Raw genomic sequence first — 22,674 nt, forward strand, 5'->3', positions numbered from 1 at the left:
GGCGACTTGCTGCAGACGGAAGGCCAGCACTGGCGGCTGACCCGGAAAAGGGCGCGCATTATAACGACCTTGCTGCAGTGCGACAAAGCGCGTTTCGGAATGAAACGGACCCGGGCGATTCCAGCAGTTTGGCCGCAATCAGGGTAGGCCGGAACGGCATTTGTGCACAGGAAAAACCCGAAAAATGGCACTGGGGTCCGGTACGGCCGGCCGCGATGCTGAGCCTGCAGGCCCCGCTTGAGGGCCGGAGGGAGAACCACGATGTCTGTCCAAATGCTCAGAACCGAAACCGTCGGTGCCGATCTCGGCCACACCGGACTGACGCTGTTGCTGGCCATGACGGTCAGTTTTGCCTTGCTGGCGCTGATGGCCCGACTGGTTGACCCAGCAGTGACGCCGGTCGTCTCGCACAGCGCGCCGATCTGGGCAGAACCCGCGCTGTTGCCGGCCAGTACCGAGAAGCAGCGGCGGCCACGGACTCTGCCAAAGGCGCCGCAGCAGCAGGCAGCCCAGCAGTCCGGGCCCCGCATCGACCGGCTGCCACCGGACGTGGACGGGAAAGGCGATGCGCTGCCGCCATTTGTGCCCGAGGGCAACCCCGGCTGGCCGGGTGACAAGCCCGTTCCGGGTCGTGTCGGCCCTGACCTTGACCAAGCCATGGCCAGCGAAGGGTTGATTCCGCTGAGCCAAATTCAGCCGCTCTACCCACGCGCCCAAGCTGCACAAGGCATCGAAGGCCAGGTCACACTGCAATTTCTGGTGCAGGCGGATGGCTCGGTCAGCGATGTCCGGGTCGTCAATGCCACGCCACGCGGAGCATTCGAGGCCGCCGCGCGGCAAGCGGTCAGCAAATGGCGTTACCGCGCCCATGGCAGCGCCGCGATCAGCCAAACCGTGACGCTGGAATTTCATCTGGACGATTGAGACCACGCCGCTTCGGCAGCAACGAACCGCGCCCTGATCGCCCGGTCAGGGCGCGTGTCGTTGCCGGTTGCGCTTTGGCACGCTGGCACCTACTTTTGCCTTACGCATCTTTTCGTCGACACCGAGGCATCTTGCGCCAGTCTCTGTATCTGCTGTGGCTGATTGTCCGCGTAGTGCTGGCTGGCGTAGCGCTGACCGGCTTGGCGCGGGCCGCCGAGTCACCCTCGCCCACTGAGCAGCAGATCAAACCGCTGCTGGACCAGGCATCCGACAGCTACTCCCTCGATAAAGCCAAAGCCAAAGCGCTGGCCGATCAGGCCCGGGCGTTGGTGCGCAGCCAACCGGCAAAAGATGCCGAAGCGCACTTGCTGTCTTATGAGTGCTGGCTGGCCTTCAGCGAGCAGGATGCTGCGGCCGCCATGCGGCTCGCCGAAGCCGGCATGGCCTTCGCCCGCGACGCCAAACAAGATCGCTGGTATGCCGATCTGCAGATGTGTCGCGGCTTTGCCTTTGAAAGTCAGAGTCGCTATGACGAAGCCCTCGCTGATTACGAATTCGCCATCAGCGAAGGCCGCCGACTCGACAATCACGAATTGCTGTCCGATGCGCTCAGCTCACGCGCCGATCTGTATTCATTGCGCGGCAATTTTGCCAAGGCGCTGGCGGACTATCAGGAATCCTATCCACTGTTTCTGGAAATCAACCGGCCGCGCAACATTCGTTATGTCCTCGGCGGCATCGCCAATCTGTATTCCCGGCTCGGTGAGCATGAGCGGGCGCTGGAATATTTTCAGCAGTTGCTGACGGCAGCGGAGGCCTCCGGCGAGCCGCCGGTGATCGGCGCGACGCTGATCAACATTGGTCATGCGCTCAGCCGCAAACACGAACCGAAACAGGCGCTGGAGCGTTACCAGCAAGCCTGGGACATTTTCAAGGGTCTGAACTTTCCGGGTCAGCTGGCCGTGTTGCAGCAATCGATGGGCGCCTGTCAGGTCGAGCTGAATCATCCTGAGCTGGCGCTGCCGCTGCTCGATGATTCGATCGCGCGCTACCAGAAGATTGGCGATCCGATTCAGATTGCGTTGACCAAAGTCTATCGCGGTCAGGCCTTGCAAGGTCTGCATCGCGAACGCGAGGCGCTGGCCGAGTTTGATGCCGCCGTGCCGGTACTGCGTGAACATCAAATGCTGCGCTATCTCGCCGATGCCGAAAAAGCCCGCACCCAACTGCTGGCCAGCAACAAGCAATGGCCCGAGGCCTACACGGCGCTGGACGGCTTTCTGAAAACCCATCTGGAGTTGGATAGCCAACTGCGCGAAGAGCAAACCGCGCGGATGCGGGTGCAATTCGACAGTGAAAAAAAGGAGCAGGAGAACCGGCTGCTGCAAAAAGAAAAAGCCATGACCGACAAGGCGCTGTCCGATGCCGACCACATCCGCTGGTTGCAATCGGTGGCAATTGGCCTGGCTGCACTGCTGCTGGTGGTGATTGGCTATCTGGCCTACAAACAAGTCAAAGCCACTCGCCGCATGCAGGCGCTGGCGCTGACCGATGAACTGACCCGGCTACCGAACCGGCGTCATATCCTGACTTATGCCAATGATCAGATTGCGCTGGCGCGCGACAACAAATCGGCGCTCAGCGTGCTGGTGTTCGATGTCGATTATTTCAAGCGCATCAACGACAGCTACGGCCATCTGACCGGCGACAAGGTGCTGCAGCGCATTTCGGACGTTTGCAATGCCGCGCTGCGCGAAGGCGACAAGCTCGGTCGCACCGGTGGCGAAGAGTTTCTGGTGATTTTGCCCGGCACCAAAGCGGTAGCCGCGATGGATGTTGCTGAGCGGCTACGGCAAGCGGTTGACGAAATTGATTGCCGCGACCTGCATCCGGATCTGCACGTCACCATAAGTCTCGGCGTCTGCGAATGGGACAACAGTTTCGACGACATTTCGCAGCTGTCCCATCAGGCGGACAACGCCCTGTACCGGGCCAAGGAAAGCGGCCGCAACCGGGTTGAACTGGCCCGTCGCAACGAGCCCGATCAGGTGCCGGCGCAGCGCAGCAGCTGATCGGCACAGCTAGGGTTCAGCGCAAGCTGTAATCGGCAACCAGCCCCGCCGTCAGCACCAAACCATACAGATTGTTCAACTGGAAAGCCCGGAAGCAATCCGCCGGTTTGCGGCTTCGCGCGATCAGCATTTGCACCAGCACCAGCAGCGCTGCCAGCGTCCAACCGGCGAAATACGGCGCGCCCAGTTCCGCCCGCAGTCCCAGCATGAACAAGCCCAGCAAGGCAAAGCCGTGAATCAGGCTGACCAGCAGAATGTCGGCATCGCCGAACAAAATGGCGGTCGATTTGATACCAATTTTGCGGTCGTCGTCGCGATCGACCATGCCATACAGCGTGTCGTAGGCCAGCACCCACATCAGCGTGCTCATGTACAGCAGCCAGGTAATGGTCGGCAGTTCGTTCTTGACCGCGGCAAACGCCATCGGAATCGCCCACGCAAACGCCGCACCCAGCACCACCTGCGGGAAATAGCTGTACCGTTTCATGAACGGATAGACACTGGCAATGGCAATGGCCGCGAACGACAGCATCACGGTGAAACGATTCTGGCTCAGCACCAGGGCAAAGCTCAGCAGCGCCAGCACCAGAAACAATTGCAGCGCTTGTTTGGCGCTGACCTTGCCGGTCGCCAGCGGCCGGCCTTTGGTGCGCTCGACGGCGCCATCAAATTTGCGATCAGCGTAATCGTTGATCACACAGCCGCAGGCGCGCATCAGCGCGGTGCCGAGCACAAACACCAACAAGGTGCCGAGCGGCGGTACGCCACCGGCAGCAAGCCACAAGGCCCACAGCGTCGGCCACAGCAACAGAAAAATGCCAACCGGTTTGTGCCAGCGCATCAACTCGATATACGGCCGCAGTTGACTGAGCAAACTGGCCGATGACGACTGTTTGCTGCTTTTGCTGTTGATAGGCCTGCTGTTGTTCGGCTTGCTGTTGGTATTGTCAGCAGCCTTGTCGACGGCTGTGTCGACGGTTTTGTCGATCGCCCTCGCTGGCAGCTCGCTGGCAGCGGTATCCTGTTCGGGAGCAGTCATCCGTACCTCTATGTCCACGTCGTTGGTTTTTGGCGCTGATCAAACGTAAGCGTTCACGAGATGGCAGCGCGTCACCACAGCAAGGCCGTGCGATGGTCACGACACACTGCGACAACCACCACAAAAAAACTACAGCAAGCGTGCCAGCGCCGGCAATGCCACTTCATGCACCAGCAACGGTGCACCACGCAGCAGAAACCGCGAGCGCCGCGCCGGGATGCCGCGCTGCCACGGCAGCTGCAATTGCAACAGGCGGCGCGCCAGCAATTCGCGGCCATCGAGGCTGCGATACTGCAAGGTCTCGCGCACGCCATCGCCGGCAAACAGTAGCGCGCCCAGGGCGCGACCACCAAGCTGGGTCAGTTCGCGATTGGGCCCGAGCAGGCTGCGGGCGGGGATCACGGTGCGCGCAAAAATGACGGCCAGTTCGTCACGGCACAACACCACTTCGCGCACGTAGCAAGGCTGTGGTGCGTTGAAACCCAGCGCGCTTGCCTCTTCGCCACGAACGGTTTGCCAATGCTGCAGCAAAGGCCGAACCGTAATGGGTCCGAGCCGCGCGATCAACGCCTCGGTGAACGAACCGGTTTCGGTCATCAGTTGCTGCAATGCTGGCGGCCAGCCCGGCGCCTGTTCGCGCCAGTTCAGTTGCATGATTGCGACCGCCGGCCGTTGTTTGGCGCGCAAAGTGGCTGAGCCGACTTGGCCAGCAAAGTGAATGAAGGCATCACGTGCAGGTCTTGGATCACGGTACAAAGAAGCCGACATTATACGCAGCCGGACTTGCCGGCGACTGCTCGTACCGCTATAACGTCGCCGCGACCGGCCAGGCCGGTTCCGATGGGTGCAACCGTAACGAGCGACAGCCGCGTAGCTGTCCTGCAGGTGAAATGATGAAGAAGTGGCAATGTCTGGTCTGCGGCCTGGTTTATGACGAGGCGCAAGGCTGGCCGGAAGATGGCATCGCGGCGGGTACCGCCTGGGCTGACGTTCCCGCGGACTGGCTGTGCCCCGATTGCGGCATTGGCAAGGCCGATTTTGAAATGGTCGAAGTCGACTGAGCCTGACTGGCAGCCGCAACGCCGCTGACTATACTTTTGACCTTGTCCTCAACCGAGCGCGGCCGCATCCCCGCTCGGCAATTCAGGAGTGGTGTCATGGCGCAGCAAATCCGCAACCGGCTGGCAGTGATGAAGGCTCTTGCGGTAATGAAACTAGCAGTCGCCTTGATCGGCCTGTTGCTGCTGAACCAACCGGCCACTGCCAATAGTGGTGGCGGCGCGGATGCCGATCCAGAAGGCACCAAGTATTTTGAGTTGTACCCGAATCTGGTGACCAATTATCAGAAAGCCGATGGCAAGCTCGGCTTCCTCTCAGTTGGCATTCAACTGAAAATCAAAGGCAGCGCCGGCGTGGAGTTGGTCAAACAGCATTTGCCGTTGATGCAGGATGCGGTGGTCTGGCTGTTGCGGGCCCAGAGCGAAACGGCGGTCAAGGATTTGGCCCAGCGTGAGACCCTGCGGCAACAAACACTGACCGAACTGCAAACCCGGCTCGAAGCCGAAACCAAGCAAAAAGAAATCATTCAGGACGTGCTGTTTACGAAATATGTCTGGCAGTGAGCAGGCCCTGATGAAAAAAATGCGACCACCGGTCGCATTTTTTTTGCCCACGCAAACAGGTTCAACCTCACCTCACCTACACCTACACAGGTCAGCACAGGCTGGTGCCGGTCAACGCAGCCGCGACAGGCCACCATCCAGCGCCAGCACCTGGCCGGTCATGAATGGCTGCGCTGCGGTCAACAATCCGCTGGCCAGCGCCGCCACGGTCGCGGCGGCGCCAATGGTTTTCATCGGATTGCGATCCGCAATCTGTTGCCGTTTGCTATCGCTGCTGAGCAACGGCTGCGCCAGCGGCGTGTCGATCAGTGCCGGCGCGATCGCATTGACTGTGATCGCTGGCGCCAGCTCGGCGGCCAGCGCGCGCGTCAGTCCTTCGATGGCGCCTTTTGCCGCCGCGATCGAGGCATGAAAAGGCAACCCGGTTTGAGCCGCAACAGAACTGAAAAAAACAATCGCGGCCTGATCGGCCGCTTTCAGCGCCGGCAAACACGCCTGCACCGCCCGCACCGCGCCGAGGCAATTCAATTCCCAGTCACGTAAAAAATCTTGTTCATTGAGTCGGCTGAATGGTTTCAGATTGATGCTGCCCGGGCAGTAAGCCAGACCGTGCAAACGCTCCGGCAGTTGCTCCCGCGGAAACGGTTCGGTCAAGGCATCCCAGCGAAAGCGCACGGCCGCATGCAAATCATTGGCATGTTCCGGCTCGCGACAGGCCAGCCAGACGGCGTGATGTTGCAGCAGCAACTGCTCAACCAGCGCCCGACCGATGCCCCGGCTTCCGCCGATCACCAAAATATTCGCCATGACAGTTCCCCGCATCCGTTGGCGTTATTGCCTTCGCCACTGATACGGACATTGTTGCCAAGGCGTTCACCTGGCGACGATTTTAGGCGGCACTAATAATGATGGGGCAGATAGCCTTTTTTTGTCGGCCATTTTTATCATGACCGTCAGCAAAGCCGTTGCTGGTATGCGGTTTGCCGCGACGATGATTGCGATGCCAGCCGCCGGCCTCAGCCGCTGACAAACGGCAACTGCCGTTTCCAGCCTTCAAAACCACCGTCGACACTGGCAACGGACTGAAAGCCCTGACTGGCAAAAAATTGCGCGGCGTTCTGCGAGCTGTGGCCGTGATAGCACATCACCAGCAGCGGCGCGTCCGGATTGGCCTTGGCCAGAAACTCGGCCAGATTTTCATTGCCGACTCGGATCGCACCATCAACATGACCAGCGGCGAAGGCAACCGGATCGCGAATGTCGACCAGGGTGGCGCCCGCCGCCAATTGCTGTTGCGCCTGCTCGGCACTGATGCGCTGAAAACTCATGGATTACTCCTGTCGATCACGTTGGCAACTATCTGCCACTCTCTTTTTTTTTCCGCGGCATCAATCGGCTGGCCGGCGCATATGGAAATGCGGAATGCCATCTTCCTGATAGGGTTGATCAAACACGGCAAAACCGCAGCCTTCATAGAACCGGCGCAGATAGGCCTGCGCGCCAATTACGCAGGCCTGACCGGGATAGTGCTGGGCCAGCGCCTGCAATCCGCGGTTGACCAGCTCGCGGCCAAAGCCGCCGCTACGCGCACGCGCTGCCGTGCAGACACGGCCAAGCGCCGGGCAGCCGGAATCGGTGCGCGCTGCCGGCACCACCCGCAGATAGGCCAGCAAACCGTCCGCGTCCTGCGCGTAAACGTGCAGACAATCCGGATCGCGACCATCGATGTCCGGATAAGGACACATTTGCTCGATCACGAACACCTGCTGACGCAGCTGCAATATGGCGTGCAGCGTCGCGGTATCCAGTTCGGCAAAGCGGCGGCACTGCCACTGCACGTTGGTGGTGGTCATCACCGGACTCCTGGCGGACAACTCAGTGCCAGCCATCGCGGCGACGGCCGCGCATGGCACTGACACCCCAGCCGAGCACCAGCCCCACCAGCACGATCAGCGCGCCGGCGTACATCACCTCGCTCTGAAAACGGCGCTCCAGCACCGCGTTTTGTTCGGTCAGTGTTTCCAGCTGGTTTTCCAGCTCGACCACCCGCACCTGCAGTTCGTGACTTTGCCGCTGCAACACTTCGCGTTCGGGCAAAGAGGCTTTCATGCCTTCAAGCTCGCTGACCGCGGCATTGAACCGGGTTTCCAGTTCGGCAAAACGGGCGACGGCCGGCGGCGTGGTGACCACCCGTTCCGCTTCAATCCAGCCCTCCGGCCCGCTCGCGGCGCGGACCCGGACAAAGCCGGTGCCCGGCGCTTTTTCCATGATCTGCACCGGCTCGCCGGCCCGGATCTGGTTGATAGCTTTTTGTTCCTTGGCGGCGCCGGCACGCAGCGAGGCCGTCAGCTGGTCGGTGATGTAATGGCTCGGTGTCGGCGTCGGCGCCGGTTCAGCGGCCAGCACCGCGCTGGCAACACTGAGGGCCATCAGCAAGCCCAGTCCCTGTTGGATTACTGCCACCGTTGCACTCCTCCTGCGTTGTTGTCGTTCTTCTGCAAGCATCTGCGAGCATCTGTGAGCGTCTGAGTCCGCCGACCAATTGTAACAGCGCCACTGCGGACACTGGCAGTTTGCCGATTGCTTGCTCGCAGGCGCCAGCCATCCACTACAATGCCGACCTCGATGCGCTCACCGGATCCCGCCCCTGCCATGGCCCGCGAACTTGAATTGAAACTGGCCACCGACCCGGACACCCTCGCCGCGCTGGTGGCGACCCGGTTGCCAGCCGGCTGGCAAGCCGGCCCCTGGCAGACGCAGCGGCTCGGCAATCGCTATTACGACACCGACGATCACGAGCTGCGCGATCGCGGTATCGGCCTGCGGCTGCGCCAGGCCAACGAGCAATTCACCCAGACCATCAAGACCGCCGGCAGCAGTGTCGGTGGCCTGCACCGGCGCAACGAATGGAACGTCAATGTCGCCGGTCCCGAACTCGATCCGGTGCGCTTGCCGGAAACCGAATGGACACCGTGGCTGACCAGCTTGTGGCGCCAGCAAAAATTGCTGACCGTGTTCAGCACCGATTTTGAGCGGCGCTCACGCGAACTGCGTCACGACAGCGGTACCGTAATTGAATTTGCGCTGGACCACGGCGCCGTTCACGCCGATGAAGAACACGATCCGATCAGCGAAGTGGAAATGGAACTGCTGGCTGGCGACATCGAGCCGCTGTTCGAACTGGCGCGCCAACTCATCGCCCACCATCCGCTGCACCCGGACAGTCGCAGCAAAGCCGAACGCGGCTACCGGCTGCTCGGCTGGCACGACATGCCGACTACGCGACTGCAACCGATTCTGATCAAGGAAGGCGCCACGCTCTGGCAGATTCTGTTCGACACCGTCACCAACGCTTGGTCGCACTGGCAGCTTTACGAAAAGGAATTTGTCAGCAAACCGTCGGTTGCTGCCGCCGAACAAATGCGCCGCGCGCTCGGTCTGTTTCGACATGCTCTGGTCTGTTACAGCGGTCTGCCGCTACCGCTCGCCATGCACGGCTGGCGCCGGCAACTGACCCACATGCTGAAAGCGTTTCGCTGGGTCGGCACGGCGCGTGCCCAGCTCGCCGCCGACGATATCGTCTGGTCCAGCCAAGGCGAAAATTTTCTGCCGCATCACGATGAATTGGTCGAGCTGCTGCCGGATGAGCGCGATTTTGCCAGCGGCATCATTGCCGTGGAAAATCTGCTCGACAGCCGTCGCTACGCGCTGTTTGCCATCAACATGGGCCAGTTTCTGGCGCAGGCGCCGAGCGATATTGCGCCGGCCTTGTTGCTGCCTGCCGATGAACGCGCCACCGAGCTGGTGATCCGGCAATGGGAGGCGTTGCAAAAAATCTGGGACAGCGCGCCCCATTCGCAGGACTTCGGTTTTTATGACCGGCAAAAACGGCTGCTGCGCCGGGCGCTGTGGTCCTGTCTGATCTTCGGCGAACTGTTCGACGACCGTCAGCGCGCGCTGTTCATCAACCCCTGCCGCGATCTGCTGGCCGGCATTCAGGACAACCAGACTCTCGCCAGCCTGGATCACCTGGGCCGGGAATTGTCCGATGCGGAATACCGTGATTTCACCGGCTGGCTGTTTGCCCAACGCGAAACGCTGTGGAGCGCCCTGCAAATGACCCGCGAATTCGCCTTGCGCGCCGAACCGGAAACGCTGGAAAACGGTTGACCGGGGCCGCACGGCAAATCGGCTGCGGGATTTGTGATTGAGTGATTGAGTGATTGAGTGATTGAGTGATTGAGTGATTGAGTGATTGAGTGATTGAGTGATTGAGTGATTGAGTGATTGAGTGATTGAAAGATTGAAAGATTGAAAGATTGAAAGATTGAATGAGTAAGTGATTCGGCGGCGGCAAAACGCAATCGTTTAACTGCTGTGATTTGGCGCAACACTCGCTTCATCAAAAGCAAGCAGCCGATAAAACAACAACGCCCCGAAGTCGGGGCGTTGTTGTTTTTACTGCGGACGTGCGGCTTAGTTGCTGGCCGCTTCCGGCGCTGCGTCAGCACCTTCTTTGGCGCAGCTCCAGCCCATGCCACTCAGCTTCTCGACAAAGCCTTGGGCCTTGATCGCGCACTGGTCGACTTCAACACCGTAATGCCACAGTGTTTTGGCCGGCTCACCCGGTTGTTCGGTATCTTTGCTGTACTGAACGTCGCAGGGTTTGCTGCTGTCATTGTCCATGTGCACCACGGACACCTTGCGCACAGAGTCACCCATTTTGCAGACCGTAACGTCGGCTTGTGCGGCGCCGGCCATCACCAATGCAGTCATTACCCAAATTGCTTTCATGTTTGTCGCCTCCTCCCTGAAATCGGGGCCGGAAGAGTGTGAGTGCAGCGACCGGCGCTGGCAAGATGGCACCGCGGTCAGCGCACGAAAATATCTGCTGGCGCGCCGCGCACCCGCGCACCCGCGCGGCCGGACGGGCGCACAAGCCACACTGCCGGGCTCAGCGAGCCAGCAGCGGCGGCATCGGACAGTTCAGCCGCTCGGCGATCACTCGCAGCAATTCCCGTTCGTTGACGGTGACTTCCTGGTCGGCAAGCGCCAGCTCGGCCAGCGTGCTGAGCAGTGGTTTTTTCAGCAACGGGGTCAGCCGATCCAGCGTCAGCAGCGCCTGATCCAGTTTGACCGCATCAAACTCCACCGGTAAATCGGCCGCGCTGATGCCGAAACTGCTGAGCGTCTGCTTGTAGTGAGCACTCATTTCGTCGGCGCGACTGCCGGATGCCTGCGTCACCAACCCAATCACCAGCGCCAGCTCGTCCGCGACGGCGGCAAACCGGGTGATGGCAGTCGTGGCCGAGCGGCTGGCGGCCGGTTGCAGCCAGTGCCGGAGCAGGGCGCTGAGCACGTATTCGAATGGCGTGATGGTCTGGTCGAGCCGGGCCAGGGCCAACAGGGTGCTCAGCAGTTGCTGGCGTTCAGGCTCGCGCAGCATTTCCAGCGCCGGTCGGGCGCTGGTGATGAGCGCCAGCCGACCGTCAGCCGGCAGTGCCCGGGCCGCGAACAGCAGCGCCGTGACTTGCGCCCGTTCGGCCGGGCCGCGTTGCTGTTCGATCAGGTTCAGCGCGGCCACTTGCTGTCCGGCACTTTCGGTCAGCATCAGCGCCAGCATCAGGGCACCGGCCCGCTGCCGATCATGACTCGCTTCGCGCAGCGGCGCCGGCAAGCGCTCCAGCAATTGCTGGGCGTAATCCAGATGCGATGGCGTCACGGTACCAACACTGGCCACAGCCTGGCGCGCGGCCGCGTGGCCGCTCAGCGCACTGACGCCGGCGCTGGCAAGCGCACTGCTTGCTGCGGATTCAACCGCCACCTCGTTGCCTGCAACATCGTTCCCCGCAACAACATTGCTCGCAGCCTGACTGACCCGGCGCGCCAGCACCGCTGGCGTAAAGCCCAGCGCGCTGATGCGATCGTCCAGCGGGGGATGGGTCGACAGCAGTCCCGACATCGCGACATGCACCGATTCGCCAAAACACATATGGCTCATTTCTTCCGCGTGCGCGCTTTGCAGCAACGAGCTGCCGCTGGCCAGCTTGATCTTGGTCAGCGCACCGGCAATGCCGCTGTTGTCACGGGTGTATTGCACCGAGCTGGCATCGGCCAGAAATTCGCGCTGACGGGAAATTGCTGATTTGATCAGGCGACCGAAAAACAGCCCGACGTAACCGATGACCAGCAGCGCGATCGCCAGAATGATCATCGCCAGTACTATATTGCCGCTGTCTTTTTTTGACCGGCCACCACCGACATGGCGCAGGCTGCGCAGCAGAAATTCGCCGAACTGGCCGAGCAGCAGAATGCCGGCCAGTACGCCCATCAATTTGACATTGAGGCGCATGTCGCTGTGCATGATGTGGCTGTATTCGTGGCCAATCACGCCCTGCAACTCCTGTCGATTCAGTTGCTGCAATGCGCCGCGGGTCACCACCAGCACGGTTTCTTCCGCTTTCAGCCCGGCGACAAAAGCATTGATGCCCTGCTCTTCATCCATGACATAAATGCGCGGCAGCGGTGTACCGGAGGCGATCGCCATTTCCTCGACCACATTGATCAGTCGCCGCTCAAGCGGATCACTGGTTTCCGGCAACACCCGACGGGCGCCGACCATGTCGGCGACCGCCTGCCCGCCACCAGACAGCTGGGCCATTTTCAGCAGACTGCCCAGCGCGATCACGATCAGGGTAATCAGTGATAACCAGCCAAACGCCGCCGAGCCAAACCATTCGGCCGGTGGCAATTTGGTGACGCCGGAAATGCGAAAGGCAAAATAGGTCGCGGCATTGACGGCGACGACGATCATCACCACGGCCAATATGAAATAGCCCACCAGCCATTTGCTGCGCCGCCGAGCCCAGTCCTGACGACCGAAGAAATCCATCCGAGCGTTACCCTGCCATTGAAAAAACGTAGCCCGGATTAGCCGTAGGCGTAATCCGGGTTCGCGCAGCGAACGAGGCCACTCCGTTCAACGCCCAAACCAGCAACGTTGCACGACGCGTGTGCCGCAACAATCTCAGCTGAACGACACCTTCACGGCCTTGCGCACTTCCGGGTTGTCAACTTCGAACAACGCCGCCGCCTGGAAGCCGAAATTGTTCGCGATCAGATTTTTCGGGAACTGCTCACGGTAGGTGTTGTAGCCCATGACCGCGTCGTTGTATGCCTGACGGGCGAACGCCACTTTGTTTTCGGTGGAGCTCAGCTCTTCCATCACCGTGTTCATGGTGCTGTTGGCTTTCAGATCCGGATAGCTTTCCGCGACGGCGAAAAACTTGGTCAGCGCGCCGGTCAGTGCACCATCGGCCTGCATGACGTTCTGCACCGCACCGGCATCTTCCGGATGGGCGGCTGCAAGCTTGCTGGCCGACAGCGCCGAGTTGCGGGCGGCAACCACGGCTTCGAGCGTTTCCCGCTCGTGCTTCAGATAGGCCTTGGCGGTTTCGACCAGATTCGGGATCAGGTCGTAGCGACGGTTCAGCTGCACGTCGATCTGGGCATAGCTGTTCTTGAACCGGTTCCGCAACGCAACCAGACTGTTGTAGATGCCGATGGCCCACACCACCACCACGGCGATAATGGCGAGCACAATCCAGGTCGTCATGAAGCACACTCCTTGAGGCTGTTGCAAAGACGGTACGGCTGACAGTCAGCCGACGACGTCCACGAGGGAACGACTGCTGGCATTAAAGGGAAAGACCGGCAGGAGTGCAAGCGCTGCTATAGTTGCGTTTGTATCAGAGCGTATTGAGTTTGCCCGTCCATCATGAATCCCGGTCATTTCAGCCCCAGCCTTGATGACAGCCTGCTGGCGCGCGGCGAGCGCCATTGGCAGGCGCTGTGCGCGCAGCAGGAACCGCCGTTCGACAGCATGCTGCGGACACAAGCTGTTACCGCATTGGCACTGAGCGATTTTGTCGCCGACCAGCTGCTGCGTCGACCGCTCTGGTTGCACGAGCTGCACGACAGCGGCGTGCTGCGCAGCGCCGACCGGGTGGCCGCGATCCAGGCGGCATTCATGACCGCCGCCGACACCGACAATGAAGCCGAGTTCATGGCCCGGCTGCGCCGCCTGCGCACCAGTGTGATGCTGGCCATTGCCTGGCGCGATCTCTGCGGTCTGGCCGAAGTCGAAGAAACCCTGCGCCATTTGACTGCGCTGGCTGACGCCAGCGTCAGCAGCGCGCTGCATTTTCTTGAGCGCGATTTTGGCAAACGGTTTGGCACACCGGTTTACCCCGACAGCAACGCTACCGGCGCCGGACAGGCCGAGCCGCAGCAGATGCTGGTGCTCGGCATGGGCAAACTCGGTGGTGGCGAACTGAATTTTTCCTCCGACATCGATTTGATCTTTGCCTACGGCGACGATGGCAACGGCAGCCATGAAACAGCGGGGCCGCGCAAACTCGAGTACGTCGAATACTTCACCCGGCTCGGCCAGCGGCTGATCCATTTGCTCTCCGCCGCGACCGAAGACGGTTTTGTGTTCCGTACCGACATGCGTTTGCGGCCCTATGGTGACAGCGGTCCGCTGGTGCTGTCGCTGGATGCGCTGGAAGATTATTACCAGGATCAGGGCCGCGAATGGGAACGCTTTGCCATGGTCAAGGCGCGCGTGCTGCACGGCGATGCCCGCGCCCGCGCCCGCATGGAAGCGCTGATCAAACCGTTCGTGTTCCGCCGCTACATCGACTACGGCGTGCTCGAAGCGATTCGGCGCTTGAAAGCGCTAATCAATCAAGACCAGCGCCGCAAACAGCAGAGCGACAACATCAAGCTCGGTGCCGGTGGCATTCGCGAAGTCGAATTCATTGTCCAAGCGTTTCAGCTGATCCGCGGCGGCCGCGAAGCCAGCCTGCGTGGCCGCAGTTTGTTGCAAACGCTTGCGGCGCTGCCGGGACTTGGCCTGCTCAGCGAAGCCGAGGCCGGCCAGCTGCGCGACAGTTATTTCTTTTTGCGCAAAACCGAAAACGTGCTGCAGGCCCAGCGCGACGAACAAACACAGTCGCTGCCGACGGAACCGGAACGGCGCAATCAATTGGCAGCAGCACTCGGCTTTACCGATTACCACGCATTCAAGGCACAGCTTGATCATCACCGCGACGGCGTTCACGCCCTGTTCCGTTCGGTGTTCGGTGAACCGACGCCACTGACCGAAGCGGCGCCGCCGCCATCGCCATTCCGGGCCTTGTGGCTGCGCCAACTGAGCGACGAGGAAAGCCTTGGCTTGTTGCAGCAGCACGGCTTCACCGATGCCGCTGGCACGCTGGCGTTTCTGCATCAGTTTCGCGATGCCGGCACCGTCAAAAGCCTGAGCGAGCGCGGTCGCTTGCGGCTGGATATTCTGATGCCCTTGCTGCTGGAGCGCTGTGCCGATGCCGTTGGCGGCGATCACAAAGCCGAAAAGGTGCAGACCAATCCGGATGAAACGCTGCGGCGCGTACTGCAACTGCTGCGGGCGGTCTGCAAGCGCACGGCCTATCTGGAATTGCTGGCGGAAAATCCGGCCACGCTCGGCCAGCTGACCCGCTTGATGGCCGATAGCCGGTTCATTGCCGAACAGCTCAGCCAGTATCCAATACTGCTCGATGATCTGCTCGACGCCAAAACCCTGTACACGCCGCCGGCACCGGAATCGCTGCGTGCCGAATTGCAGCTGGCGCTGCTCCGCATCGAACGCACCGATCAGGAACAATTGCTGGATGCCCTGCGCGAATTCCGCCACAGCCACATGCTGCGCATTGCGGCCGCGACGCTGGCCGGCGCGCTCGATGTCGGCAAGGTCAGCACCCATCTGACGGCGTTGGCCGAAGCCATTTTGAACGAAGTGCTGGAGCTGGCCTGGGAGCACTTAGTAGCCAAGCACGGCCGGCCGCCCGATACCTTGACCGACAAGCAATTCCTGATCGTCGGTTACGGCAAGTTTGGCGGCAGTGAGCTCAGTTTCAGCTCCGATCTGGATCTGGTTTTCATCTACACCGGCGATCTGCATAGCCAGACCGATGGCGACAAAGCCATCGGCGTCGATCAGTTCTACAGCCGGCTGGCGCAGCGCATTGTCCATATGCTGAGCACGCGCACCGGCAGCGGCGTGCTGTACGAGGTCGACACCCGTTTGCGGCCATCGGGCAATTCCGGTTTGCTGGTTTGCACGCTGGAGGCCTACCAGCAATACCAGGACGGTGAAGCCTGGGTCTGGGAACATCAGGCGCTGGTGCGCGCCCGCGCCGTGGCCGGCTCGGCGGCGCTGATGCGCACGTATGCCGCGTTGCGCGAGCAGGTGCTGCGCCGACCGCGGGATGTCGCGCTGCTGGCCGCCGAGGTCGGCAACATGCGGCAGCGCATGCGGCAAGTGCTCGACAAAAGCACCGCCACCGAATGGGATCTGAAACACGGCGCCGGCGGCATCGTCGACATCGAGTTTCTGGTCCAGTACTGGGTGCTGGCCGCCGGTGCCGGGCTCGGCCGGGCCTTGCAGCACAGCCACAGCGCCAGCCTGTTGCAGGCGCTGGCCGAGCGGGATCAGATCAGCGAGCAGGAATCGGCGCAGTTGCGCCAGATTTATCGTCGTTATCGGGAAGACGTGAACCGGCTGGCACTGCAGGATCGGCCGGCGCGTGCCGCAGCCGACAGTTATCCGGAGGAGCGTGCCACGGTCAGCGCCATCTGGCAGCGCCACCTCGGCAGCAACCGGCCGGCGGCGTTGACCACGCCGAGCTGAGAGCGCGGCACGGAGCGCCGGCGGGCTGGTATAATTGCGGCCCGGAGCGCCGTGCGGCCACGTTGCCAACTGACCGCTGGCAGCAGCACGCTGAAAACTGCACGCTTAACACCGAACGCTCACAACTGAATACTGATCACTGACACCCACCCATTGCCAACCGAGGCCCGCCGTGTCGCACTCTTCCTCTGCCAGCAGCAACCCCGCCGTCAAGACCTATGAAGTGACCAAAAGCGATCTGCCGCTGTCCTGCCCGGGCAAGTTCATGACGCTGTGGAACATGCACCCGAAAGTCTATCTGCCGATCGAAAGAACCGGTCACGCTGCCTGCCCGTACTGCGGCGCGCAATACAAGCTGGTCGGCTGATTTGCGCCAACCGCTCACCGACGCCACAGCGGCAGCAAAACAGATCCTGATTGTCGGTCCGTCCTGGGTCGGCGACATGGTGATGGCGCAGGTGCTGTTCAAATTGCTGCGGCAGCAACATCCGGATGCCGGCATCGATGTGCTGGCACCGACCTGGAGCCGGCCGATTCTGGTCCGCATGCCGGAAGTTCGCCGCGCAATCGATCTGCCGTTTGGCCACGGCGAATTTGCTTTTGGCAAACGCCGCGCACTCGGCAAACAACTGGCCGATACCGGCTACGATCAGGCGATTGTGCTGCCGAACTCCTGGAAATCCGGACTCGTTTCCTACTTCGCCGATATTCCGCAGCGGACCGGTTGGCGCGGTGAAATGCGTTATGGCCTGCTCAACGATCTTCGTCCGCTCGACAAAACCCGTTATCCATTGATGATCGAGCGCTTTGCCGCGCTGGCCTTTGCCCGTGACAGCGCGCTGCCGGACAAACTGCCGTGGCCGCAATTCAGCGTGCGTGCCGATGACATCGACAGCGCCTTGGCCGCCATGCAGATTGACCGCCCAACAACGCCGGTGCTGGCACTGTGCCCCGGCGCCGAATTTGGCCCCGCCAAGCGCTGGCCGGATCGGCATTACGCGGCTGTCGCCAACCATTATCTGGATCAGGGCTGGCAGGTGTGGCTGTTCGGTTCGGCCAAGGATCGCGATGTCACCACGCTGATCAACGCCGCCTGTGCCGACCGCTGCGTTGATCTGTCTGGCCGCACCTCGCTGGCACAGGCGATCGATCTGATGTCATTGGCAACGCAGGTGGTATCCAATGATTCCGGCCTGATGCACGTTGCCGCGGCGCTGCAACGGCCGCTGGTCGTCCCGTACGGTTCATCATCACCGAAATTCACCCCACCACTGTCGGAACAGGTGCGCATCCTGCAACTCGATTTGCCCTGCAGCCCCTGCTTCAAACGCGAATGCCCGCTGGGTCATTTGAATTGCCTGAATCAGCTGGCGCCCAGTCAGGTGCTCAACGCGATTCGGGCGCTGCAGCCGCGTCTGCTGTAACGCTGCTGTCACCACGCAGGCCATCACGTGACCGAATTTTTTCTCCGCCCTGATCTTCGCGACGCACTGGCACCCGGCAATCGCTTTGACGACGTGCTGGCCCTGCAAGGCCAGGTGTTCCGCGAACTCGATGGTCGCCGCACGCTGCGGTTTGTCCGCGCCGGCAAATCGTATTTCGCCAAACTGCATTTCGGTATCGGCTGGCTGGAAATTTTCAAGAACCTGCTCAGTGGCCGGCTGCCGATCACCAGCGCCCGCAACGAATGGCTCGCCATTCGCCATCTGGAACAACACGATATCGGCACGATGACACTGGCCGGTTACGGCGAACGCGGCCGCAATCCGGCCCGCATCGAATCCTTTGTACTGACCGACGAATTGACCGACACCATCTCGCTGGAAGATCTGGCGCTCGAATGGCTCACCACACCACCGACGCCACACTTTCGCCGCGCCATCATTCACGAGCTGGCCCGCATCGCCCGCACCATGCACCAGAGCGGCATGAATCATCGCGACTTCTATCTCTGCCATTTTCTGCTGGCCAACAGTCAACGCCATGCCCATCGGCTGCGTTTACACCTGATTGATCTGCACCGCGCACAAATCCGCGCGCAAACCCCGTATCGCTGGCAGCTGAAAGATTTGGCCGGTTTGTATTTTTCGGCAATGGATGCCGGTTTCAGCCGCCGCAACCTGCTGCGTTTTGTTCGCCTCTACAGTGGCAAACCGCTGCGCCAGCTTGATGCCAGCGAGCAACGACTGTGGCGTCAGGTCGAAGGTATGGCGATACCGCTTTATCAGAAGCTGCATGGCCGAGCGCCCAGCACACTGTTCTACCGGTGACGCCATGAGCGCCCATCTGCATCTGGTTTTTGTGCTGCTGGATTATTTTCCGTTTGGTGGCCAGCAACGCGACTTCATGAAGATTGCAACTGCTGCAATGGCCGCAGGTCATCAGGTCACGGCGCTGACCCATACCTGGCAGGGCGACGTGCCAGACGGCATGCAGGTGGTATCGCTGCCGGCCACCGGCCGCAGCAATCATCGCCGGCTACACAATTTCGCCAGTGCTGCGCTGCACTGGTGCCAACACCATGCCGTCGATGTCCGCATCGGTTTTCTGCGCATGCCCGGGCTGGATGTGTATTTCGCCGGCGACCCCTGTTTCCGCGCTCGCAGTCAAGGCAGTTACGGACGCTGGATTCAGTGGCTGCCTCGCTATCGCACGATGGCCGCAATGGAGCAGGCGGTTTTTGCCCCGACGGCAAGCACTCGCATTCTGACGTTGACGGTGCGTGAACAGCAGATCTACCAGCAGTGCTATGACACGCCGTCAGCGCGATTCACGCTATTACCGCCGGGCGTGACTGGGGCATTTCAACCGCTCAGTGTTCAGCAGCGGCTGAGCCGCCGACAGGCTGCAGGATTGCGTGCGCAAGATCGGTTGTTACTGATGGTGGGTAGCCACTTTCGTACCAAAGGTGTCGACCGCAGTCTGCAAGCACTGGCAGCGCTACCGCCTGAACAGCGTAACAATTGTCAGCTATGGCTTGTCGGTGCTGGCAAATCTGCGCCGATGGAAAAACTGGCCGCGCGACTCGGCATTGCCGGGCAGGTGCATTTTCTTGGCGGCCGCTCCGATGTGCCTGAGCTGATGCAAATCGCCGATCTGTTGTTGCAACCCTCGCGCACTGAACTGGCCGGCATGAGCATCGTTGAAGCGCTGTGCAGCAATTTGCCGGTGCTGGCCAGCGGCGAGTGTGGCTATGCCTTTCACGTTGCCGAGGCAGCAGCAGGACAGGTGTTGTCCGTGCCATTCCAGCAGGCCAACTTCAACCTGGCACTGCGCCAGCTGCTCACCGATGCGCACTTGCAACAGGCCCGCACCCAAGCCAGCACTTACGCCGCGAGCCACGATTTGCGCTCACTCGCCAACGTCGCACTGGCGGCAATTGAGGCCAGTTCAAAGCGGTAGTCAGGTAGGCGGCCAGCTCGCTAGATTTCGCGAATGATTTCAATCAACTCGGTGGTTGAAATGGATGGCGTGCGCGGCAGATAAATCACCTCGCAATAGGGTTTGCAAAAATCAAACTTGCCTTCCCAGTCCGCGCCCATGGTCAGCACATCAGCCTGAAACTGTTTCACGTAATCCACTTTCAGTTCCAGACTCTCTTCCTTGAACACCTGATCGACACAACGGAGCGATTCCAGGATCTGCTTGCGGTGTTCGTAATCGTAAATCGGATTACGGCCTTTCTTGGCCATGTTCAGCTCGTCAGACGACAGCCCGACATACAACTCGGTGCCCAGCGCACGCGCGCGCTTCAAAATATTCAGATGGCCAATGTGAAACAGATCGAAGGTACCGAAGGTAATTACTCGACGTTTCGGGGACTGCGCGGTCATGTCTACTCGCCTCTATTGCTCAATTCGGTAACGGTGGTTGCTGGCAGGCACTGAATCAGCGTGCAATGGCGGGCGCGACAATGCCACACCTTGCCAATCTGCAGCGCCGACGTCGGTATCAGTTCCGCCAATTCCTGTTGCCAACGCTCGCGGTGCTCGCGGGTCAACAGCGCCCGATGCCGGATCCAGTACACGCCGCCTTTGCTGGTCTGTATCAGTGCCGGACGCGCCTCGGCATCCCGTTGTAGCACCGTCGCGCCGGCAAGGATCTTGTCGAGCCGCTTGCCACTGATCTCATCCGGTTTGTGCCGCGGCTTGCGTGCCGGATAACGCGACTCAACACCCGCCGGACGGGTTTTGAAGCGTCGGTGCAACCACAAATAATCGGCCGGATGCTGGCGCAGCCAAGTTTCCAGAAACTGGTTGGCGGTGGTGGTGTCGGCCAACTCGTCGCCGCTGGGAATGGTGGTCAGCGGCGGATGCAAAAACAGTTTGATGCCGGTCGCGGTGCGGACATGGGTCAGCGGCAGCACCGGCGCGCCCGACAGTTTGGCGAAGCGTGAGGTGGCCGTGATGGTGGCGGCCGGAATGGCAAAAAATGGCGCGAATACGCTGTGCTGGGCGCCGTAATCCTGATCAGCGGCATACCAGACACTGCCGCCGCTTTTCAGCCAGCGCAGCATGCCGCGGACATCGTCACGCGGAATCATCGGAAAATGCCGCTCACGGCCACGGCGCATCGCGGCTTCGAACACCGGATCGGCATGCGGCCGGTACATGCCGGCCAGTTTGGTGAAATGGGCAACCGCAACCGCGCCGAGCTCCAGATCGGTCAAATGGAAACCCAACACCAGCACACCTTTGCCGCGCGCGGACGCGGCCTGCAAATGCTCAAGTCCTTCCACCTCCACCCAGCGCTTGATGCGCTCGGGTGGCGTGTACCAAATCTTTGCGGTTTCCATGAAACCGATGGCGGTATTGCGAAAATTTTGCTTGGCCAGCTGTAGCCGTTCGGCCTCGGTTTTTTCCGGGAAGCACAATTCCAGATTGCGCAAGGTGATCAGCCGGCGCTCGCGCGCAAGCGGCCACAGCACCGTGCCAAGACCGGCGCCAAGACCGCGCAATACGCGCAGCGGCAGCAGCGCCAGCACGCGCATCAGCGCGATCTCGATGCCGGCTTGCCAGAACCGCAAGCGTATCGCCAGTGAAAGGGAAGGCGGCGGCGCCGCGCGGTCAGCCGCGTTCATGCCGGACTCTTGTTGACGGGGGAGACAAGCGTGATGGGCTGCGGCAATTGTTGCTGCAGGCTGTGCCAAACCCGCTCCGGTGCCACGGTTTCGTAGCAGGCTGGTTTGACGCTTGATGCGCCCTTGTAGGTGCAGTCACGCTGCAAACACGGCGCGCAGCCAAATTGCGCCGGCAGATGCAATTGCCCGGCACCGTGGGTGCTGGTCAAGGCCGGATTGGTGGCGCCGTAAAGGGAAACCGATGGCACACCGAGCGCCGCGGCGAGATGGCCGAGGCCGGTATCGACGGCAACCACGCCCTGCACCTGTTGCAAGCGCGCTGCGAGATCGCTGAGCGAACTGCGCGGCAGCACTTTCACGGCGGTGCCGACGCTGGCAATGCGTTCGGCGCGGGCTTTTTCGACATCATTGCCCCACGGCAACCAAACCTGATAACCGGCCGCAACGGCGCGCTGCGCCAGTTGCAGCCAGTACGGTTCCGGCCAGTGTTTGCTGGCCCAGGTCGTGCCGTGAAAAAACATCAGTGCCGGACTGGCCGGCGACATGGCGTTGGCCGGTTTGCGCAGACCGTAATCGGCCGCGGTGTCCGGCAAGGCATAACCGAGCGTTTTGGCAAACAGCTCGCGCTGACGCAGCACGGCGTGCTGATCGCGGGCGACGACATAGCGATGACGGTAGAACAGCGCCGCCAGCGTTTCCCGCACCGAGTTGAAGGAAAAGCCGGCTTTCGGGCCGCGAGCGTAACGGGCCAAGAGCGCACTTTTAAGCAGGCCCTGCGCATCGATCACCAGATCGTAAGTGCGATGTGCCAGCTGTTGCCGGAATGCTTGCCAGAGCGGATCCCGGCGTAGCGCCAATGGCTGCTTGCGCCAGCGTCGCACCGCCACCGGAATCACGGTATCAACGGCCGGATGCCAGGCCGGAATTTCGGCAAAGGCCTGCTCCACCAGCCAGTCGGCGCGCAGGCCCGGGATGGCATGCATGGCGTCGGTCAGGGCCGGCAGCGCGTGGATCACGTCGCCAAGCGAGCTGGTTTTGACTACAAGAAGACGCATGCCGGGACCGTACCGCACCGAAGGGCGCCCATTCTAGCAGGCTGTCTTGTTGTCATAACGGGGATCAGGACAAGGTCCGCAGCCGCGATCAGAACGGCGGCCCGAACGGGCTCCGGCGGGTCGGGTCACGCATGCTAGAATTGCGCCCCT

The 22,674-nt window shown here is 61.2% G+C and carries 22 protein-coding genes; 10 read left to right on the forward strand and 12 right to left on the reverse strand.

The genetic code is table 11. The features are described 5' to 3' along the window. Nucleotides 1-261: 261 nt before the first annotated feature. Both HPT27_RS00190 and HPT27_RS00195 read left to right on the forward strand, forming a co-directional pair. On the forward strand, nucleotides 262-924 hold the full coding sequence (locus HPT27_RS00190; RefSeq protein WP_172237219.1) for an energy transducer TonB: 663 nt from the start codon (nucleotides 262-264) through the stop codon (nucleotides 922-924). A 131-nt stretch (nucleotides 925-1,055) separates the two neighbouring features. Beyond that, the gene (locus tag HPT27_RS00195) at nucleotides 1,056-2,996 is read left to right on the forward strand and encodes a diguanylate cyclase (RefSeq protein WP_172237221.1); all 1,941 of its coding nucleotides are present in this window, start codon (nucleotides 1,056-1,058) and stop codon (nucleotides 2,994-2,996) included. 16 nt (nucleotides 2,997-3,012) lie between these two features. Here HPT27_RS00195 and ubiA read toward each other — a convergent pair whose 3' ends face one another. Continuing rightward, a complete protein-coding gene (gene ubiA, locus HPT27_RS00200; RefSeq protein ID WP_172237223.1) occupies nucleotides 3,013-4,035 on the reverse strand; it encodes a 4-hydroxybenzoate octaprenyltransferase in 1,023 nt (340 codons plus the stop codon). 129 nt (nucleotides 4,036-4,164) lie between these two features. Beyond that, complete coding sequence (locus HPT27_RS00205; protein WP_172237225.1) at nucleotides 4,165-4,689, reverse strand: chorismate--pyruvate lyase family protein; 525 nt, start codon at nucleotides 4,687-4,689, stop codon at nucleotides 4,165-4,167. 239 nt (nucleotides 4,690-4,928) lie between these two features. On the opposite strand from HPT27_RS00205, the gene HPT27_RS00210 reads away from it, so the two are divergent. Both HPT27_RS00210 and HPT27_RS00215 read left to right on the forward strand, forming a co-directional pair. Next, nucleotides 4,929-5,096 (forward strand): rubredoxin, encoded by a 168-nt coding sequence (locus tag HPT27_RS00210; RefSeq protein WP_172244968.1) that lies wholly within the window; start codon nucleotides 4,929-4,931, stop codon nucleotides 5,094-5,096. 96 nt (nucleotides 5,097-5,192) lie between these two features. Further along, the gene (locus HPT27_RS00215; protein WP_172237227.1) at nucleotides 5,193-5,657 is read left to right on the forward strand and encodes a flagellar basal body-associated FliL family protein; all 465 of its coding nucleotides are present in this window, start codon (nucleotides 5,193-5,195) and stop codon (nucleotides 5,655-5,657) included. Nucleotides 5,658-5,768: 111 nt separating this feature from the next. Here HPT27_RS00215 and HPT27_RS00220 read toward each other — a convergent pair whose 3' ends face one another. From HPT27_RS00220 to HPT27_RS00235, 4 genes are all read right to left on the reverse strand, one after another. Further along, nucleotides 5,769-6,464 carry an SDR family NAD(P)-dependent oxidoreductase gene (locus tag HPT27_RS00220; RefSeq protein WP_172237229.1) on the reverse strand — a complete coding sequence of 232 codons (696 nt, stop codon included), beginning with the start codon at nucleotides 6,462-6,464 and terminating at the stop codon, nucleotides 5,769-5,771. A 209-nt stretch (nucleotides 6,465-6,673) separates the two neighbouring features. After that, a complete protein-coding gene (gene glpE / locus HPT27_RS00225) occupies nucleotides 6,674-6,985 on the reverse strand; it encodes a thiosulfate sulfurtransferase GlpE (protein ID WP_172237231.1) in 312 nt (103 codons plus the stop codon). 60 nt (nucleotides 6,986-7,045) lie between these two features. Continuing rightward, complete coding sequence (locus HPT27_RS00230) at nucleotides 7,046-7,510, reverse strand: GNAT family N-acetyltransferase (RefSeq protein ID WP_172237233.1); 465 nt, start codon at nucleotides 7,508-7,510, stop codon at nucleotides 7,046-7,048. A gap of 22 nt (nucleotides 7,511-7,532) precedes the next feature. Continuing rightward, nucleotides 7,533-8,120 (reverse strand): TIGR04211 family SH3 domain-containing protein, encoded by a 588-nt coding sequence (locus HPT27_RS00235; protein WP_172237235.1) that lies wholly within the window; start codon nucleotides 8,118-8,120, stop codon nucleotides 7,533-7,535. Between the two features lie 189 nt (nucleotides 8,121-8,309). Here HPT27_RS00235 and HPT27_RS00240 point away from each other — a divergent pair, with 189 nt between their 5' ends. Further along, entirely contained in the window at nucleotides 8,310-9,827 is a 1,518-nt protein-coding gene (locus tag HPT27_RS00240; RefSeq protein ID WP_172237237.1) for a CYTH and CHAD domain-containing protein, read from the forward strand. A 306-nt stretch (nucleotides 9,828-10,133) separates the two neighbouring features. Here the strand turns inward: HPT27_RS00240 and HPT27_RS00245 are convergent, their stop codons facing one another. The 3 genes from HPT27_RS00245 to HPT27_RS00255 all read right to left on the reverse strand — a co-directional run bounded on the left by HPT27_RS00245 (nucleotide 10,134) and on the right by HPT27_RS00255 (nucleotide 13,272). After that, the gene (locus HPT27_RS00245; protein WP_172237239.1) at nucleotides 10,134-10,451 is read right to left on the reverse strand and encodes a hypothetical protein; all 318 of its coding nucleotides are present in this window, start codon (nucleotides 10,449-10,451) and stop codon (nucleotides 10,134-10,136) included. A gap of 160 nt (nucleotides 10,452-10,611) precedes the next feature. Then, entirely contained in the window at nucleotides 10,612-12,549 is a 1,938-nt protein-coding gene (locus tag HPT27_RS00250) for a M48 family metallopeptidase (protein WP_172237242.1), read from the reverse strand. 135 nt (nucleotides 12,550-12,684) lie between these two features. Continuing rightward, entirely contained in the window at nucleotides 12,685-13,272 is a 588-nt protein-coding gene (locus tag HPT27_RS00255; protein WP_172237245.1) for a LemA family protein, read from the reverse strand. Nucleotides 13,273-13,434: 162 nt separating this feature from the next. On the opposite strand from HPT27_RS00255, the gene glnE reads away from it, so the two are divergent. The 5 genes from glnE (at nucleotide 13,435) to HPT27_RS00280 (ending at nucleotide 19,791) form a co-directional block, all read left to right on the forward strand. Then, nucleotides 13,435-16,389 (forward strand): bifunctional [glutamate--ammonia ligase]-adenylyl-L-tyrosine phosphorylase/[glutamate--ammonia-ligase] adenylyltransferase, encoded by a 2,955-nt coding sequence (gene glnE / locus HPT27_RS00260; RefSeq protein WP_172237248.1) that lies wholly within the window; start codon nucleotides 13,435-13,437, stop codon nucleotides 16,387-16,389. Nucleotides 16,390-16,561: 172 nt separating this feature from the next. After that, a complete protein-coding gene (locus HPT27_RS19535) occupies nucleotides 16,562-16,756 on the forward strand; it encodes a zinc-finger domain-containing protein (protein ID WP_172237251.1) in 195 nt (64 codons plus the stop codon). A 76-nt stretch (nucleotides 16,757-16,832) separates the two neighbouring features. After that, a complete protein-coding gene (waaF, locus tag HPT27_RS00270; protein WP_211197987.1) occupies nucleotides 16,833-17,813 on the forward strand; it encodes a lipopolysaccharide heptosyltransferase II in 981 nt (326 codons plus the stop codon). 27 nt (nucleotides 17,814-17,840) lie between these two features. Beyond that, on the forward strand, nucleotides 17,841-18,659 hold the full coding sequence (gene rfaP, locus HPT27_RS00275; RefSeq protein WP_172237257.1) for a lipopolysaccharide core heptose(I) kinase RfaP: 819 nt from the start codon (nucleotides 17,841-17,843) through the stop codon (nucleotides 18,657-18,659). A 4-nt stretch (nucleotides 18,660-18,663) separates the two neighbouring features. Next, nucleotides 18,664-19,791 (forward strand): glycosyltransferase family 4 protein, encoded by a 1,128-nt coding sequence (locus tag HPT27_RS00280; RefSeq protein ID WP_172237260.1) that lies wholly within the window; start codon nucleotides 18,664-18,666, stop codon nucleotides 19,789-19,791. A gap of 20 nt (nucleotides 19,792-19,811) precedes the next feature. On the opposite strand, the gene HPT27_RS00285 is transcribed toward HPT27_RS00280, so the two are convergent. From HPT27_RS00285 to waaC, 3 genes are read right to left on the reverse strand one after another with little or no spacing between them, the layout of a single operon-like run. Continuing rightward, nucleotides 19,812-20,222, reverse strand: a complete 411-nt coding sequence (locus HPT27_RS00285; protein ID WP_172237263.1) for an adenylyltransferase/cytidyltransferase family protein — start codon at nucleotides 20,220-20,222, stop codon at nucleotides 19,812-19,814. Between the two features lie 2 nt (nucleotides 20,223-20,224). Then, a complete protein-coding gene (gene lpxL / locus HPT27_RS00290; protein WP_172237266.1) occupies nucleotides 20,225-21,469 on the reverse strand; it encodes an LpxL/LpxP family Kdo(2)-lipid IV(A) lauroyl/palmitoleoyl acyltransferase in 1,245 nt (414 codons plus the stop codon). Then, nucleotides 21,466-22,524: a lipopolysaccharide heptosyltransferase I gene (gene waaC / locus HPT27_RS00295; protein ID WP_172237269.1), complete on the reverse strand. Its 1,059-nt coding sequence runs from the start codon at nucleotides 22,522-22,524 to the stop codon at nucleotides 21,466-21,468. The genes lpxL and waaC overlap by 4 nt, the downstream gene beginning before the upstream one ends. Nucleotides 22,525-22,674: the final 150 nt, after the last annotated feature.

This window comes from Permianibacter fluminis (assembly GCF_013179735.1).
Lineage (GTDB): Bacteria > Pseudomonadota > Gammaproteobacteria > Enterobacterales > Permianibacteraceae > Permianibacter > Permianibacter fluminis.